Origin of the sequence: Pseudomonas sp. PvP027, from assembly GCF_017833005.1 — a bacterium.
Classification (GTDB): Bacteria; Pseudomonadota; Gammaproteobacteria; order Pseudomonadales; family Pseudomonadaceae; genus Aquipseudomonas; species Aquipseudomonas congelans.
Genome location: NZ_JAFIBK010000001.1, coordinates 5,844,543 through 5,859,393, shown reverse-complemented (window position 1 = coordinate 5,859,393; position 14,851 = coordinate 5,844,543). Strand labels below are relative to the sequence as shown.

General features: G+C 62.7%; 13 protein-coding genes. 1 reads left to right on the top strand and 12 read right to left on the bottom strand.

What is annotated here, in order from left to right; genetic code table 11:
• Window positions 1-3 precede the first annotated feature (3 nt).
• The 10 genes from JOE33_RS25570 to JOE33_RS25525 all read right to left on the bottom strand — a co-directional run bounded on the left by JOE33_RS25570 (window position 4) and on the right by JOE33_RS25525 (window position 12,349).
• Window positions 4-1,158: an iron-containing alcohol dehydrogenase gene (locus JOE33_RS25570; RefSeq protein WP_187625792.1), complete on the bottom strand. Its 1,155-nt coding sequence runs from the start codon at window positions 1,156-1,158 to the stop codon at window positions 4-6.
• Window positions 1,159-1,182: 24 nt separating this feature from the next.
• Window positions 1,183-1,827, bottom strand: a complete 645-nt coding sequence (locus tag JOE33_RS25565; protein WP_187625793.1) for a LysE family transporter — start codon at window positions 1,825-1,827, stop codon at window positions 1,183-1,185.
• A 15-nt stretch (window positions 1,828-1,842) separates the two neighbouring features.
• Window positions 1,843-3,591 (bottom strand): FAD/NAD(P)-binding domain-containing protein, encoded by a 1,749-nt coding sequence (locus JOE33_RS25560; RefSeq protein WP_187625794.1) that lies wholly within the window; start codon window positions 3,589-3,591, stop codon window positions 1,843-1,845.
• Entirely contained in the window at window positions 3,591-5,651 is a 2,061-nt protein-coding gene (sbnB, locus tag JOE33_RS25555; protein WP_209924144.1) for a 2,3-diaminopropionate biosynthesis protein SbnB, read from the bottom strand. Before sbnB ends, JOE33_RS25560 begins: the two co-directional genes overlap by 1 nt.
• 5 nt (window positions 5,652-5,656) lie before the next feature.
• Entirely contained in the window at window positions 5,657-6,976 is a 1,320-nt protein-coding gene (locus tag JOE33_RS25550; protein ID WP_122694156.1) for a SidA/IucD/PvdA family monooxygenase, read from the bottom strand.
• Window positions 6,977-7,019: 43 nt separating this feature from the next.
• On the bottom strand, window positions 7,020-7,997 hold the full coding sequence (locus tag JOE33_RS25545; protein ID WP_240009430.1) for an ABC transporter substrate-binding protein: 978 nt from the start codon (window positions 7,995-7,997) through the stop codon (window positions 7,020-7,022).
• Complete coding sequence (locus JOE33_RS25540) at window positions 7,997-9,151, bottom strand: FAD-dependent oxidoreductase (protein WP_122694159.1); 1,155 nt, start codon at window positions 9,149-9,151, stop codon at window positions 7,997-7,999. The genes JOE33_RS25545 and JOE33_RS25540 overlap by 1 nt, the downstream gene beginning before the upstream one ends.
• A gap of 14 nt (window positions 9,152-9,165) precedes the next feature.
• The gene (locus JOE33_RS25535) at window positions 9,166-10,665 is read right to left on the bottom strand and encodes a methionine--tRNA ligase (RefSeq protein WP_032612981.1); all 1,500 of its coding nucleotides are present in this window, start codon (window positions 10,663-10,665) and stop codon (window positions 9,166-9,168) included.
• Complete coding sequence (locus JOE33_RS25530) at window positions 10,658-11,050, bottom strand: cupin domain-containing protein (RefSeq protein WP_010430047.1); 393 nt, start codon at window positions 11,048-11,050, stop codon at window positions 10,658-10,660. Before JOE33_RS25530 ends, JOE33_RS25535 begins: the two co-directional genes overlap by 8 nt.
• Window positions 11,051-11,383: 333 nt before the next feature.
• Complete coding sequence (locus JOE33_RS25525; RefSeq protein ID WP_010430045.1) at window positions 11,384-12,349, bottom strand: tyrosine-type recombinase/integrase; 966 nt, start codon at window positions 12,347-12,349, stop codon at window positions 11,384-11,386.
• A gap of 222 nt (window positions 12,350-12,571) precedes the next feature.
• On the opposite strand from JOE33_RS25525, the gene JOE33_RS25520 reads away from it, so the two are divergent.
• Window positions 12,572-13,036 carry an antitoxin Xre/MbcA/ParS toxin-binding domain-containing protein gene (locus JOE33_RS25520; protein WP_122694161.1) on the top strand — a complete coding sequence of 155 codons (465 nt, stop codon included), beginning with the start codon at window positions 12,572-12,574 and terminating at the stop codon, window positions 13,034-13,036.
• Between the two features lie 5 nt (window positions 13,037-13,041).
• Here the strand turns inward: JOE33_RS25520 and JOE33_RS25515 are convergent, their stop codons facing one another.
• Complete coding sequence (locus tag JOE33_RS25515; protein WP_122591747.1) at window positions 13,042-14,025, bottom strand: MDR family oxidoreductase; 984 nt, start codon at window positions 14,023-14,025, stop codon at window positions 13,042-13,044.
• A gap of 49 nt (window positions 14,026-14,074) precedes the next feature.
• On the bottom strand, window positions 14,075-14,734 hold the full coding sequence (locus tag JOE33_RS25510) for a TetR/AcrR family transcriptional regulator (RefSeq protein ID WP_187626237.1): 660 nt from the start codon (window positions 14,732-14,734) through the stop codon (window positions 14,075-14,077).
• Window positions 14,735-14,851 lie beyond the last annotated feature (117 nt).

The window sequence follows — 14,851 nt, the reverse complement described above, 5'->3', positions numbered from 1 at the left end:
GGTTCAATCGCCCCTGACTGCACGGCTGAAGATCTGCGCGTAGACCTCCGCCGAATGGCGAATCGGGTTGGTGTACGAGCAGCCATCGGCGAAGGCCATCCGCCCGACCCGCTCGGCGTCGCCATCATCGATACCGATCTCGCCCAGCGTATGTGGAATGCCAATCTGCTCGCGCAGCGTCAGCAGCCAGTCCATCACCCCGGAGAAACCGGGCGACGGCAACCGCAGGTAAACCGCCAGATCGTCCATTTGCGTCTGCAGCACCGAGCGATTGGCCTCCAGCACATAGGGCAGCAGGATCGCGTTCAGCAAGCCATGATGCTGATCGTAGAGCGCTCCAAGGCTCTGTGCTATCGCGTGTACGCCACCCAGACCGCGCTGAAATGCAGCGGCGCCAAGGCTGGAGGCCACCAGCATCTGCTGTCGCGCCTCGAGGTCCTGCCCGTCGGCGACGACGCGCGGTAAAAACGCCTTGATCATCTGCATGCCCTTGACCGAAACCGCTTCGGCCATCGGGTGCCAGGCCGGCGAACACCAGGACTCCATGCAGTGCGTCAAGGCATCGGCCCCGGTGGCGGCGGTCAAGTGCCTGGGCAGGTCGAGTGTCAGCGTGGCATCCAGAATCGCGATGCGCGGCATCATGCGAATGTGCAGGATGGTACGTTTGACCTGCGCCTGCTCATCGGTAATCACCGACGCACGCCCTACTTCAGAGCCGGTCCCGGCCGTCGTCGGCAGCGCGATCACCGGCGCAATGCCATCCGGATCGGCGCGCAGGTGGTTGTCATTGATGTCTTCGAAATCCCATAACGGGCGGGTCTGGCCCGACATCAGCGCTACCGCCTTGGCAGCGTCCAGCGCCGAGCCGCCGCCAAACGCAATCACACCGTCGTAGCCTCCGGCTCTGTAGGCGTGCAGCCCCTCGGCGACGTTGGTGCCGGTCGGGTTGCCCTTGACCCGGTCAAACAGGCCGCAGTGGCCCAACTGACTGCGGCAGTCCTCCACGGCGCTGGCGATCATGTCGGTGCTGCCGAGGAAGCTGTCGGTGATCAGCAGCGGACGTTTTGTGCCGGTCACCCTGCAGGCGTCGGCCAGCTCGTTGACGCGTCCTGCGCCTGCGCGGATGGAAGTCGGGTAGTGCCAGTCGTTGCGGTGCATTCAGGTATTCCTTTACAGATGATTTCAGTGAATGAAGCCAGCAGGCAGCAAACCGATCAGCAGGCGCAGGCCGAACGCGATCATGAACAGGCCGGTGACGATGTCGATGGCCTTTTTCATGCGCTGATAGCGCGCCTGTACCGCAGGTATCGAAAACAGCGTGGCAAGCAGCACGAACCAGGAAATCGCCAGTACCGCGATAATCGATACACCCGCAGTACGCACCCACATCGGCATGCCCGGCGTGGTCACGGTGGTGAACACGCTGGTATAGAACGCCAGCGCCTTGGGATTGGTCAGGTTGGTCAGCAGGCCGAACCGATAGGCGCGGCTCAGGCTGCCAATACCCAGCGCAGCGATGTCCCTCGGTTTGGGCTGGCTGCCGGCACTGCGCAGGCTTTTGCTGCCAAGCCAGGTCAGGTAGGCACCGCCCAGCAATTGCAGCGTCGGTTGCACCCATGGCAACTGCTGAAATACCAGCCCCAAGCCGGTGGCGGCCAGCAAGGCCCAGAGAATGCTGCCCGAGGCAACACCCAGCCCGGCACAGATGCCCTGCTGCCGCGACTGGCTGAACGAGAGTTGGGTGATCACCAGAAAGTTTGGACCGGGGCTGATGATCAGCACGATGAACGCACCCGCGAGGGCGGTCAGCAAAGTGATTTCGTACATAGCAATAATTCCTTTTTAATTAATAGGTTGAGCGACTTTATTCAACCGAATTGTGATGCCACTTGAAGTTGTGTTTATCAGCGTCTCCAGGCACGACTCGACCGCCCGACGCGCCTCGATCAGCGCGCGACAGGTGGGATCAGGTGTCGGTACGTAGTGGTTGTAGAACGTGCAGCCTTCCACGGCGGGCCCGAGAACCCAGAACCGCTGCTGCACCTCACCGTCGCGACCGATTGCGCGGCCCGCTGCGTCGGTGTCGATGCCATCGGCAGGCCAGGCATGGGCGGCGCGAATCAGCCCGTGCTCGCGCAGATCGTTGATCAACCCCTGACGACTGCCCGACACGCCGCTGTGGGCGACCCGGGCAGGCAGGCAGTTGTGCGGCTGCTGTACGTCACTCGTCGGCGGCAAGACCGTCACGACCCCGGCTTCGATCAACGCCAGCAGGTCTTCATGGCGTTCCTTCTGTGGCCCGCCGACCAGACGGTTACTCAGTCCTGCCCAAGTGCCGTAGAACTCCAGCGTCGAGGACTCGGTCAGGCCGTTGCGATCGGCGACCAGACGCAACAGGTCGCGATAATCGCGCCAGACCTCAAATGCCTTACAGATCGGGCTGTGCGCGGTGCCCAGCCGACTCAGGGCCAGGTCACGTTTGATCCAGTCGACGAACCACTGCTCGTACGTGCCTTCGGCGCCAGACCAGGGCTGGGTGACCAGCCAGTGCTCGGGATCGAATGCACCCCATTGCTCCGCCAGGCGGGCAAACACTGCCGGCCTGGCGATTGACTCGCGCAGCAGGCGCTGCACAGAGGGCAACCGGTCTGGCCCCTCCATCCGCACCTTGGCCTGATAAAACACAGCGCGCATTTCATCCTTGATCAGGGGCAGCACATCGGCGCGAAAGTCGAGCCGCCCGCCTTCCCTTTGTTCGCGCAAACGGGCTGTTGCCTCGGCCGTGAAAAACAGCCTCGGCAACGGTGCGTGACGGCAGGGGTGCCACTGCGGCCTGGCATGAAAAGGCAATCCGCTACGCGAATACATCACCACCTTGGGCTCGCGTCCGGACGGCAGATAACGCCAGCCGGCGAAGCCGCCATCGCGCACGTAGCGTCCGCCGCGCCCCTCAGTCAGATGGGCCAGCGTGTCCATGGCCGTGAGTCCCAGGCCCTCGATGACGACACATTCGCCGACGTCCTGCTGCGCGGCGGTTGACGGTGTGTGTCCACTGGTGAGGAACACACCGTCGACGTCCATTGCCAGACTGCCGGTACGCAGCCGGAAACCCGGCGTTTGCGACCTGGGACGGCAGCTCAGAACCTGCTCGGCGTGGTGGCGCACCGTCACGTGCGCCGGGCAGCGTTGCAGCAGAAAGCGGTAACTGTCCTGCAAATAGCGCCCGAGCAATGCACGCGGCACGAAGTCGCCAAATGCCACCGCTCTGCCCTGCCCATCCAGGCTGACATGGCCACGCGCATCCAGGCGTATATCCTCACGGCTGCACCATTGCAAAAAGGTCGGGCCAGGCCATTCACACGCCGGAAATGCCGAGGAAAACGCTGACAACTGACCGGCCATGGTGTTAAGCATCAGGTAATCCGGCTGCTGCGCAAGGTGCAGCCCACTGCCCGGCGGCTGCGGATCGAACACCTCGATACGCAACGTTCGCCGCACGGCGTGGCGGCTCATGCCGATCAACTGCTCCAGAATGCTCAATCCGCGTGAGCCCATGCCGATAATGGCGACGGTATGCGTCTGCATGGCCATCACCAGCGCGCCGATTCAAAGAAGAACTGCGGCACCGGCAAAGCGCTGCCCTCGGCCACCGCCTGGCGATACACCCGCTGCCCCACGGCAAGGTCCAGCACGCCGAGCCCGAACGGCGAAAAGATCGAGGCCTTGTCCGGACTCAGCTCCACTTGCCCGGTCATCAGCTGTGCCAGCGTCCCGGTAATGAACGAACGATGCTGATACTGCTGCACGGCGAGGTCAGGCGAGGTCTGAGCCTTGAGGCAGTGTTCGACGTCATCGAGGATGTTGTTGGCCTGGGCAATGACCTCCGGCCCCAGATCGCGCAACGAGATGTTCAGCACCCGTTGCCCCGGCTGAAACACCGGCTCCAATACATAAGGGCTTGGCGCGGTGGTGGCGAACACCACCACATCGGCTTGCAGGCACGTCGCCAGGTCGCTCGGCTCGCTGTTCAGTCCGTGGCGACTGGCGGCATGCCCGACCAGCGCCAGCGCCGAGTCCTGGTGCTGATCAAAGACGCTGACCGCCTCCATCGTCCAGCCATCGCTGACAAACATGTCGAGGATGGTGCGGGCAATGAAACCGGCGCCGATGAACGACATTCGCCCCACGTGACGCTGTTGGCGACTCATCCAGCGCGCGCCGAGCACCGCCGAGGCCGCCGTGCGCATGGCGCTGATGCGCGAGGCTTCCAGACAGGCAAAGGCATAACCGGTGAATGGATCGTTGAGGATCAGCACCGCCGAGGCGCGTTGCAGGCCCGTGTCGATATTGCCCGGAAAGCTGGAAATCCATTTGATGCCACTGACCGGCTGCTCGCCCGACAGGCTGGCGGGCAAGGCAATGATGCGATTGGCCGGCGCCTGCGCAAAGCGCAGAAAGTAACTGTCGGGATTGATCGTGTGACCAGCCTCATGGGCCAGATACGCCGCCTGCACATCATCGATACAGGCCAGCGGGTCTGCCGCCAGCAAGCGCGCAACCACCGCACCGTCGACCACATGGAAAGCCGCCCGCTTAAGCCGCTCGGCGGCCAGCCACACCGTCCAGCTTGAATGCGGGGAAAGCGCAGGCGTTTTCATGCTGCCCGGGCATGTCTCGGTCACTGGCGAGGAAAGGTCCGCCAGCGTCATGCTCAGCACTTCACGGCCAAAACGCTGTTCGACCCAATGGTCATCGTAAAGAGTGTCCAGGTAGCGCTCGCCCCAGTCCGGCGACAACGCCACGACCACCGAACCGGGCTCGATGCGTTCACGCCAGGCGTGCACCGCGGCAATCACCGTTGCGGTGGACCCGCCGACCAACATTCCCTTGCTGCGCGCGAGGATGCGACACATGGCGACGGTGTGTGATTCCGGGACCATTTCCAGCGCATGAATGCCATCAGCGTTGAAGATCGGCGGGCGCTGGCTGGTGCCCAATCCGGGGATGAAACGCCGGCTGGCCGGGGTGTCGAAGGTCACCGAACCGACGCTGTCTACGGCAATGATTCGGGTGGTTGGATGATGGCGCTGAAAATGCTGAATGCAGCCCATCAGCGTGCCAGTGGTGCCGGCACCGACGAACACGTAATCGACATGGCCGAAATGCTGGCTGATCGAACGCGCCGTGGTTCGCGCATGGGCACGCGGGTTGGCCGCATTCTCGTATTGATTGAGCCATACGTAGCGCGGGTCGCTGGCCACTTTTTCGCGAATCAGCTCGATGCGCGTCCCGAGGAACCCGCCGTTGGCGTCCGGAACCTCGACCTGGATCACCTCGGCGCCGTAGCTGCGCATCATGCGGATGTTGTGGCTGGAGCTGTTCGGGTCGACCACGCAAGTAAACGGGATGCCCCGTTCAGCGCAGATCATCGCCAGTGCCACCCCGAGATTGCCCGACGAGGACTCGATCAGAATCGTATCCGGGCCCAGCAGTCCCCGCGCCTGAAGGTCATTGATCAGCCCCACGGCGGTCTTGAGCTTGATCGAGCCTGCCGGGTTGAGTGATTCCATTTTCAGGAAAAAATCGGCCCCCAGGCCAGTCACCTTGAGGAAGGCCTGATCGTGAACGATTTCGCAAAGAGAGTTGTACATGGGCTTCACTTCCACTGGGCCAGCAAAGGTTCGGCTGCCGGTGCTACAGCCTGCTGAAGGGCCGTGGCGATACGCTCGGCACGCAACGCCATCAGTGAAAACGACTGACTGTCACTGATTCCGTGGCTGCGTTCGGAAAGACCGTTGACCCAGATATTCACGTCGCACTCGCCCTGGGTGGCGATTTGATAATCCCTATCGATCAGCAGGCCACCGTCGACATCGGCCTGCAGCCATGGCTGCAAACCACTCAACAACGGCGGTATCAGGTACTGCTGATACCCGGTGCCAAGCACCACGGCGTCGACCTCCAGCACCTGGGTGCGCTGGCTGAAGGTGTCGGTCAGCTCGACCCGGTAGCCCTCGGCGACGGGCTCGATGGCGCTGATCACGCTGTAGGCGTAGGTCTGCAGGCGCTTGCGATCGGCGATGGAGTCTTCGTAGATCAGCGAAAACAGCTTCTGGCTTTCGTCCGGGTCGATCCCTGCGTAATTGGTCGAGCGGCTCCAGTCGAGAAAACGCTGCCGCGCGGCGGGGTCCAGGCTATGGAAATAATCGACGTGATCGGGGGCAAATACCCGGTTGGGGAACTGGCCCAGCTGGGTGAGTTTGAAACCGGCCGAGCGATGCACTGAATGCACTTCGATGCCGGGGTCGCGGCTGACCAGCTCCAGCACCGACTCACTGGCGCTCTGCCCCGAACCGAGTACCAGCCAGCGCTTGGGCAGGTGCTCGCCAAAGGCTTGCAGGCGGCTCAGAAACTGCGACGTGTGAAACAGCGTCGGACCGACCAGCGCCTCGAAAGCGTGCGGAATACGCGGAGCACTGCCGCTGGACAGCACGACATTGCGCGTCGTGAAGCAGGTATCCGGCGTGCACACGCGCACTTCATGCAGGCGCCCATGACGCAGCACCGGATCGATCCCGGTGACCGGCGTGTTGAAGCAGGTCTGGCTGTCCACCTGTGCCGCGACCCAGGCCAGATAGTCCGACCATTCATGCCGACTGGCGGGGCGGCCCAGCAGGCCGAAATCGAACATTCGCCCCTGTTCCTTGAGGTACATGGCGAACGAGAAGCGGCTGCGCGGGTTGCGCGGGGTCACCAGATCGCGAAATACGTGATGGTTGATGTCGGTTCCGGCCAGCAGCAGTTCGCGATGCCATTGGCTGTCCTGCGCAGCTTCCAGATAGCGAACGGACAGCGCGCCCAGCGGGTCGTTGGCCTCTCGCGCATCGGCGAACGCGCAGGCCAGCGCGATACCGGCCGGACCGAAGCCGATACAGACGGCGTCCGAATGCAAGGTGTGTGGTGTCGAGTTACCCATGAAGTTCCTGTCCTTAGAGTTGGTGTGAAGCGGTGTTTTGGGGCTATCGGGTGATGCGGCTCAGCCCCGTGGGGCCTGGTGTCCAGACACAGGTCGTCGCGCTGCGCAGCTCGCCCTGATCGAAGCTGACCGCGCCCAGCGGTGTGTTGAAGGTGCTGTGCCGAAACGCGTCCGGCAGTTGCGCGGCGCGAAGACCGCCGCGGGCCACCTCGGCCAGCACGTAAAGCATCAGCAGGCTTTCGCGAAAGTAGGTCTGTGGCTCGGCAGCGAACAGCGAGCGGTGAAGTACCTCGGCCTGACAGCGGTTTCCGGCGCTGTCAGGGGCTCCGAAGCCGATCACGAAGGTGTTGCTGTCGTGCGCAGCGGCGCGCCCCAGATACGGCGAGGCAGCGTCGTCGGTCAGCACCAGCGGTCGGGTACTGCCGGCTTGTCGTCGCGCCTGCCAATGCTCGCGACTGGGTTTGAGGCGTCCGGCAAACACCTCGACATCGGCCTGGCTAGGCTCGTCGACACGCTGCAACCCGGCACCAGCCAGCGCCGCGCTGATGGCAACGCCCAAGGCCTGACCGTGAGCACTGTCGTCGGCCTGGACATGCACACGCGGCCAATGACGAGTCGCCAGCCAGCGCACCAGATCCGCCGCCAGTTGCCGGTCCGAGGGGCAGAAACGAAACACGTTGTGGTGCTCAAGGGTCAGGCAATCAATCGTCGCTGCGGGGGTCAGCAGGGCAATGCCGGCGTGCCGATACAGCGGCGCAGCACCCATGGCTGCATCCGAAGAGAAATGCCCGATGACCAGATCGGCCTTCCAGTCGATCATGTGCCGGGCCACATCGGCCCCGCGAACGGCATTGGCAGCGTCGTCGAGAAAGTGCCACTGCACTCGCTCAAGTCCCGCTATGCAATTGCGCGCCACTGCCAGCGCCCTCATGAAGGTCCGTGCATGCGGCGTTTCATCAGGGTCGAACAGAGCGCTGACCCCGACCCGCAAGCCCGGCAGGCGCGAATCGACCGAAGACATCACGACTGCACGCTCGTCGGTTCGACGCCTTGTGCCGAAAAGCCCGGCATCGATCTGCCTGGCGACAATGCCGACCAGCCAGGACAAGCGCGATCCGTTCCGGCCAGATGCCTGCGCAGTTGCTCGGCAGCAATCTGCGCCAAGCCGGGCGCGAACTTGAAGCCCAGCCCGGACATGCCTGCAGCCAGATACACCGGGCTGCGCTCGGCGCAGAACCCCAGCATCGGTCGACCGTCGGCGCTGTAGCTGTCGAAACCGGGCAACACATCGAGCACATGCGGCCTGCCTGTCGAGGCGCACAACTGGGCGATGCGCTTGCAGGCGTCCTCGGCATGCCGTGCGTCAGGCTGCGCAAGGTGCTCGGGCCACAGGCCGCTGTCGCGCGCGCCACAGCCGGTCTGCACGATATGCCGAGTCAGCGGTATGCCGTAGCTCTGGGTCACCGCATCGATCACCGGCATTGACCAGTCGCTTTCGGTCAGCACCCGGGCAAGCGGAATCGAGCGTGCTTCCAGCCCCGAGTGCGGCACCAGGTGCTGGCTCCAGGCACCGGCAGCGACCACCACGGCCCGGCAACGCAGCGTGGCGCTGCCCAGGTCGATGTGCACGAGGTCGGGCGCACGGCAGTCGATGGACTTGATCTCGCGATGCTCAAGCAGCAAGCCCTGCTGGCGTACCGACTGACACAGCGCGGCGACGGCCTGGCGCACATTGCCGACGCAGGCACGCGGTTCGAACAGGTTGAGCCGTTCCAGCGTCGGGCAATGCGGGTAGCGCCTGCCATCAAGCTCATGACCTGACAGCAGGCGCATCGGGTAGCGTTCGCTGCCGTACTGGTCGATGGCGCGGTGCAGGTTATCCAGCTGGTCCGTGGCAGCCCGGTAAATCACCCCGGTACGCCGTAACGCAGTGGCGTAAGTGGTCGCAAAAACACCATCGTCCATCAGGCTGATGGAATAGGCCGCCAGCTCCATCAGCAGCGGATCGCTGTCATACAGGCGAACCAGTCCGCCGGAATAACCACTTGCACCCAGGCTGCCGGCTGCACCCTTGTCGATCAGCGCGACCGACACACCGGCGCTGCACAGCTTCGCCGCGATACTGGCGCCGGTGATCCCAGCGCCAATGACCGCTATCTCATAATCGATAAGCATTGTCGTGAATCCGTTCAGATGGAGTATTCAGCGGCCGCGCCGTTCATGAGCGTGGCGCTGACGCGGGCCTCGGGGAGTCCGAACGCGCTGATGATCTGCACTGACATGTCCGGAATCAGCGCCTTGCCGGCCACCGCGATGAATGCCGCCAGATGGCTGACCGGGCGACCTTCGGCCAGACGCGTGCGAGTAATGGCGATCGCATCCAGCAGCACCTGAGCCATGCGTTTCATCGAAAACTGCGCAGGCTCCGAGGCTTTGCTCCATTGCACGCGCAACGCTTCCAGGAGTCCGGCGTCTGCCCCGCAGAGGCCGCTCCACCAGCTGTCGTCGCGGTTGCTTCCGGCGTTCAGCAAGGCCGGGAAAAACTCGTTGAACACCTCTGCCCGCCATGCAAGGAACTGCGCCAGGCGGAAATCACCTTCGCTTTCCTCGGGTGCCATGCTCGCCAGATACAGGCGCGCACTGTCGGCGCAGGCTTCGCGGGCCAGGTCACCGACCCAGATCGCGTGGTTGCGGCTGGTCGACAGGTTCAGGCCGTCCAGCTTGAGAAACTGATTGGGCATAAAGCGCTGGCGGACCTTGATGTCGCGCAGCGCCGACAGTTGCGCCGGATAGACGATGGCGTGGCTGAACACACAGTCAAAGCCGAGAAAATGCACCAGCGTGCCCTGCCCCGACTGCCAGTACTGACGAAACAGCTCCGGACGCCCGACGCGGTCGGCATACTCGCGAAATGCCGCCATATAGCCCGCCAGCCCCATGAACCAGGTGTGCACCCGGCACGAGCCGTCAGCCTGCAGGTCGAGCCCGGCGTCGCCCGGACGCGTGACGCCCCAGTCGTGCAGGTGCTCCAGGCTGTCTCGCAACCAGCTGTCGAGCGGCTTGCGCCATGACTGGCCCAGCAGGCGGTCACGCAACTGCGGCTTGAACCCGGCCAGTTTCAGAAACGCGCGATGGGCGTTTTTCCATTGCGAGGGCTGGCTGCAGAGCTTGCAGCGCAAGTCCGTCATCAACTCGGCATCAGGGGCCTGGGCACAGTTCTCGCACTGGCTGGCGTCGGACTCGGCACCGCAATAATTGCAGTTGCCCCGGGCAAAGGCTTCGTAGCCCCAGACATCGCAATCAGGGCAATACGGCTCGCTGGAATCCCGACATTCGATCGCGCCAGCATCACGCAGCGCACCGAACACCTCGCCAACCGCTTCGGCGAACCACGGGTTGTCGTGCGGGCGCATCCAGTTGTCGGGCTGTATGTTGATAGCCGCCAGCGAGGCTTCGATACGGTCGGAGTTGCGCCTGGCCAGCTCGACCGGGTCGACGCCCTGCTCCAGCCCTTTGCGCAGCATGTAGGACTGGTAATCGTCGGAGTAGGACACCAACACACACTCGTGACCACGCTGGCGCTGCACGCGGGTAAAGACATCAGCGGCCAGAAACGGCCCGGCGATATGGCCTATGTGCAAATCGCCGTTGGGGGTCGGCGGCGTAATGGTGACGATGAACTTACTCATCCATGCACCCCGTGGTCTCGCTGTGCTGCGCCACGAACGCGTTCACGTAGTTCATGTCCCACCAGACCACATAGAAGTGGAAGTCCTCGGCGGAATCGTTGATGACGTAATGGTTGGTGTGTTTCGGAATGGCGGCGATATCGCCAACGGTGAAATCCATCTGCCTGTCACCGACAACCAGACGCGCACTGCCCTTGATGGCAATGAAGATTTCCTGATCGATCTGGGTGTGTGCTTCGCTGCAGGTGCCCGGACGGACCACGCACCAGCCACCGGCGAACGGCATCGGGTAGCCTTCCCACGGCAGCAGGCGGCTGCCATCCAGCCCGTACTCGTGTACCAGCGAGTCGAATCGGGTTTTACGGTGTATATCGAACTTTTCCATGCTCAGTCCCGTACGTTTCAAGTGCGGCAAAGCATGAAATTGTTGCCAGTTATTGGCTATCCGATTGCCGGATAGCTCAGGGTCGAACTATCCGGTTTTTGGATGGCGATCCGCAGACCGGTGCACCGTCCTATTTTTTTTGACGATGACGGCTATCGATAACGCTGATAACTGAATCGGCAGCGGCGGTGTTAACGTTGCCGGCGATGAACGAACATTTCTCCCGGACTCGCGAATCCGCGTCGCGATGCCGATGAATCTCTGCTCTGCTTCATCACTCCTTTGGTTAGATCTTTTAAGCCACCCCGTTTACGCGAGGTGGCTTTTTTTTGCTCAAAGATCAAACCCGTCCACAACGTTGCGCCGCTCGTTGTCACTGCGCATGTCGTAACTGGCGGTGGTCGAGATGTGCGTGTGATGCGCGAGCTTCTGGGCAATCGACAGATCGAACTCTTCGATCACCCGGGTGATGAACGAACGTCGAAAATCGTGGGGCATGATGTTCACGCCCACTTGGCGCCCGCGCTGCTTGGCGATGAAGTAGATGGCGTGCTTGGTGATTCTGTCGCGGGTGATATGGCTGCCACGGCGGATCCGGTTGAACAGGAACGGGTCATCGCCCTGCCCCGGCTGGAGGCACGACCGGCGCAGTTCCAGCCAGTCGTTCAGCGCCTTGAAGGCCCATTCGGGGGCGTACTTGATCAGTTGCTTGTTGCCTTTGCCCAGCACCCGAAGGCTGCGCTCGGCGAAATCGATCTGCGAAAGGTCGAGGTTGACCGACTCGGACTTGCGCATCCCCGAGCCATACAGAATTGCAATGATCGCCGCATCGCGACGCCCTTGCGGCCTGGGGTCGGCAGCACAGGCTTCCATCAGCTCACGAATCAGCGTGCGACGGATGTTGCGGCCCTTGACCAGTCGCGTACCGCTGACCGGTTTTATCGAGCGGATTTTCAACAGTTGATCGTGACTGATCAGGTCGTGCCGCCAGGCTTCGTTCATCACGCCGCGAATGGCATTCACATACAGCGAGGTGGTATTGGGCGCGTAGTCATCCTGGCGCAGCGTTGCGACCAGCGCGGTCACGTGGCCGGGTTGCAGGGTGTGCCAGGGAATATCATGAATATCGACGTCAGCCATGCCCAGCCGGTCCGCCGCATCCTGCAGAACGTAGGTCATGGTCAGGCGGCTAGAAGGCGCCAGGCGATCGAGGTAGAGGCGCAGCGGCTTGTTGACGTCGGGCAGCGAAGGCTGGCTGACAATGCGTGCGTCCTGGTCGGTGTGAGGGTCGTGCGGCATAGGGAGCGACGCCTTTTCTGGTGCAAGCGCGTGCCAACAGCCACGGCGCTTTTCATTCGTATTCAGGCGACCGACTTTAGCACGAGGGCTCTGGCGCTACACCTGCGCTGCAGCGGACCACCTTTCCCGTCAGGCAACCCCCGGTAACATCCTGCTGCTTGAACGACGCGTTGCCTGAGATAGCCTTGCCGTCCTTTCCGCCATCGAAGGCTGGCACACACCTTGATTCCGTCCTCTGCCAGCAAAACACGTGGCCGTCGTGAGGCAGCGGCCAGTTTCTGGTTGCTGACCCACCAGCTCAGCCAGCGCAGCGAAGCCGAACGCCTGACCAACATTCAGGCGGGCTTTGCGCCTCGCTGGATCCGCGCAGTGCGGGACGCGCTGGCCCTTGGCCCCACGCAAATGGAAGCGCTGTTCAACGCATCGATTTCAACCCTCGAACGCCGTCAGCGCCAGCAAAAGTTATTGGACCTGGTGGCCTCCGAACGCCTGGACCGTGTGGCGATGATTGCCAGCCACGCGCTGCAGGTGTTTGCAACGCCCGAACGTGCCGGCCAGTGGCTGGTTGCCCGTAACACCTCACTCGGCGGTCGCACGCCGTTGCAATTATGCGAAACCGGGCTCGGCACAGCACAGGTGCATCGCGCACTGGGCGCACTCGTGTGTGCCAGTGCCGACGCGCTCTGATTCACTCAGCGTGCGGTATCCACCACGATCCGGCCACGGACCTGGCCTGCAATCAATTGTGGCGCGAGGTCGATCACCTCGCTCAAGCCGACTTCACGGCTGATCAACGGCAGCAACGACATGTCCAGGTCGCTCGCCAGCCTCGACCAGGCTTCCAGCCGGTCTGCGCGCGGGCGAGTCACGCTGTCGATACCCGCCAGCGTGACACCGCGCAGAATGAACGGCGCAACCGACCCGGGAAACTCCATGCCCTGCGCCAGACCACAGGCCGCCACCACACCGCGATAACGAATACCGGCGCACACATTGGCCAGGGTGTGGCTGCCGACAGAATCGACTGCCGCCGCCCATTGCTCCTTGGCCAGAGGCCGCCCCGGCTGCGAAAGGGTTTGCCGTTCAATGATCTGCGCCGCGCCGAGTTGCTTCAGGTAGTCACTTTCCGAGGCCCGCCCGGTGGAGGCGATGACCCGATAGCCGAGCCTGGCCAGGATGGCGATGGCAAAGCTGCCGACCCCGCCATTCGCGCCGGTGACCAGCACATCGCCGTGGTCAGGCGTCAAACCGTGCTTCTCCAGTGCCAGGACGCTGAGCATCGCGGTGTAGCCCGCCGTGCCGATGGCCATCGCCTGCGCCGGCGTGAAGGCCTGTGGCAGCGGAATGAGCCATTCGCTCTTGAGCCGGGCCTTTTGCGCCAGGCCGCCCCAATGCCCTTCGCCGACACCCCAGCCATTGAGCAGAACCTTGTCCCCGGTCTTGAACTCAGGGGTATCGCTGGCTTCGACCGTACCGGCCAGATCGATGCCCGGCACCATCGGGAAGCTGCGCACGATCGGGCTCTGACCGGTGATCGCCAGCGCATCCTTGTAGTTGAGCGTACTGTGCGACACGTTTATCGTCACGTCGCCCGGGGGCAACCGCGCTTCGTCGATATCACTCAGATTGACGTGGTAGCCCGCCTCGTCCTTGTCGATCAAGATGCCCTTGAACATATGCGCCTCCAATTTAGACTGATCGTCTTTAAATAGATCTGAAGAGAAATCATTGCGGCAGACCGCGAAGGTAGCCGGCAATGAATGTGTTCAGTGGTGTAGCACTTTTGACCAGCCGGGCACGCAGTACTGCACCTTCCCAGCCGATCCAGAAAAACGCGGCCAGCTCATCGCAGTCAGCATCTGCGGCCAATTCGCCCATTGACTGCGCAGCCCTCAGGCACCCCGCCAGTTTCGACTGCCAGTCCAGCAGTGTCTGTTCCAGTACGTCGCGAAATCCGTCCGGCAACAGACTGATTTCCTGGCCAAGATTGCCGACCAGGCAACCGCGTCGATAGTCGTGTCGCGCCATACCGCTCTTGGCGCTCTGCACAAAGCCGACCAGTCGCTCCAGTGGCGCAAGCGCTTCATCCAGCAGCCAGTGGTCCAGTCGCTGCGCAAAATAGCGCGCGTACTCATCCAGTACCGCCCGGCCGAAGGCTTCCTTGCTGGGGAAGTAGTGATAGAACGAGCCTTTGGGAATACCGACTTCCTTGAGGATGTGATCCAGCCCTGTGGCCGAAAAACTCTGCTCGGTGAGCACTTCCAGACCGCGACGCAGCAGCGCCTCGCGGGTCTCGAGGTTATCACGGTCCACTTTCGGCGGCCGGCCGGGACGCCGGGGCCTGGCGAGTGAGGGAGTCGATAGCGGGATGGTTGGTTGAGTCATGCCCGAATAGTAGACCGATCGTTTTTTATGTCAACCGAGCGGACTTGCCGGCTTGTCGACGTTCGACGTGGCGTTTGCCATTCACACCATTCTCGCGCTCAATGAACACTTCCCGAA